This is a genomic window from Colwellia sp. BRX10-1, assembly GCF_014077545.1.
Taxonomy (GTDB): Bacteria; Pseudomonadota; Gammaproteobacteria; order Enterobacterales; family Alteromonadaceae; genus Colwellia_A.
Genome location: NZ_JACGWC010000108.1, coordinates 1 through 430, shown reverse-complemented (window position 1 = coordinate 430; position 430 = coordinate 1). Strand labels below are relative to the sequence as shown.

Here is a 430-nt window from a genome sequence, read left to right as displayed (position 1 = left end):
AACAGTCAACGTGCCGTCGCCAACATTACTACTTGGCGCAACAGGTGTCGTCGCGCTAAACGGCGTACCTGTATCTTCGGTTTCTGAAGTGATTTTAACTGTTAACGTTTCTGCTACCGCAGGGTTTGCATTGCCATCGCTATCGGCAACTTGAATATAAACACTCTCGCCTTTTTGGTACGTAGGGACAACAATACCTGATGAATCCGTTAAATTCAGTTGGCCTGTCATAGTGTCTGAAACGGGGATTCCTCCACCGGAATAACTTCCATTCAACCAACCAGCATAGTTAACCTTACCTGCACTACCGTCATTATTGCCATCGTAGATAAAGCTCAGTGCTTGAGGATTAGTGCCTGCATTTATCTCAGCACTGTCATCCACACCCCACCAGTTATTCTTGGCATCAATCGCAAAGCTCGTATGGTTT

At 46.0% G+C, this 430-nt stretch carries 1 protein-coding gene; it reads right to left on the bottom strand.

Annotated features, from left to right (window positions below; all coding sequences use genetic code 11):
• A partial coding sequence (locus H4J75_RS19745) for a hypothetical protein (protein WP_182223074.1) occupies positions 1-430 on the bottom strand: 430 nt, incomplete at both ends.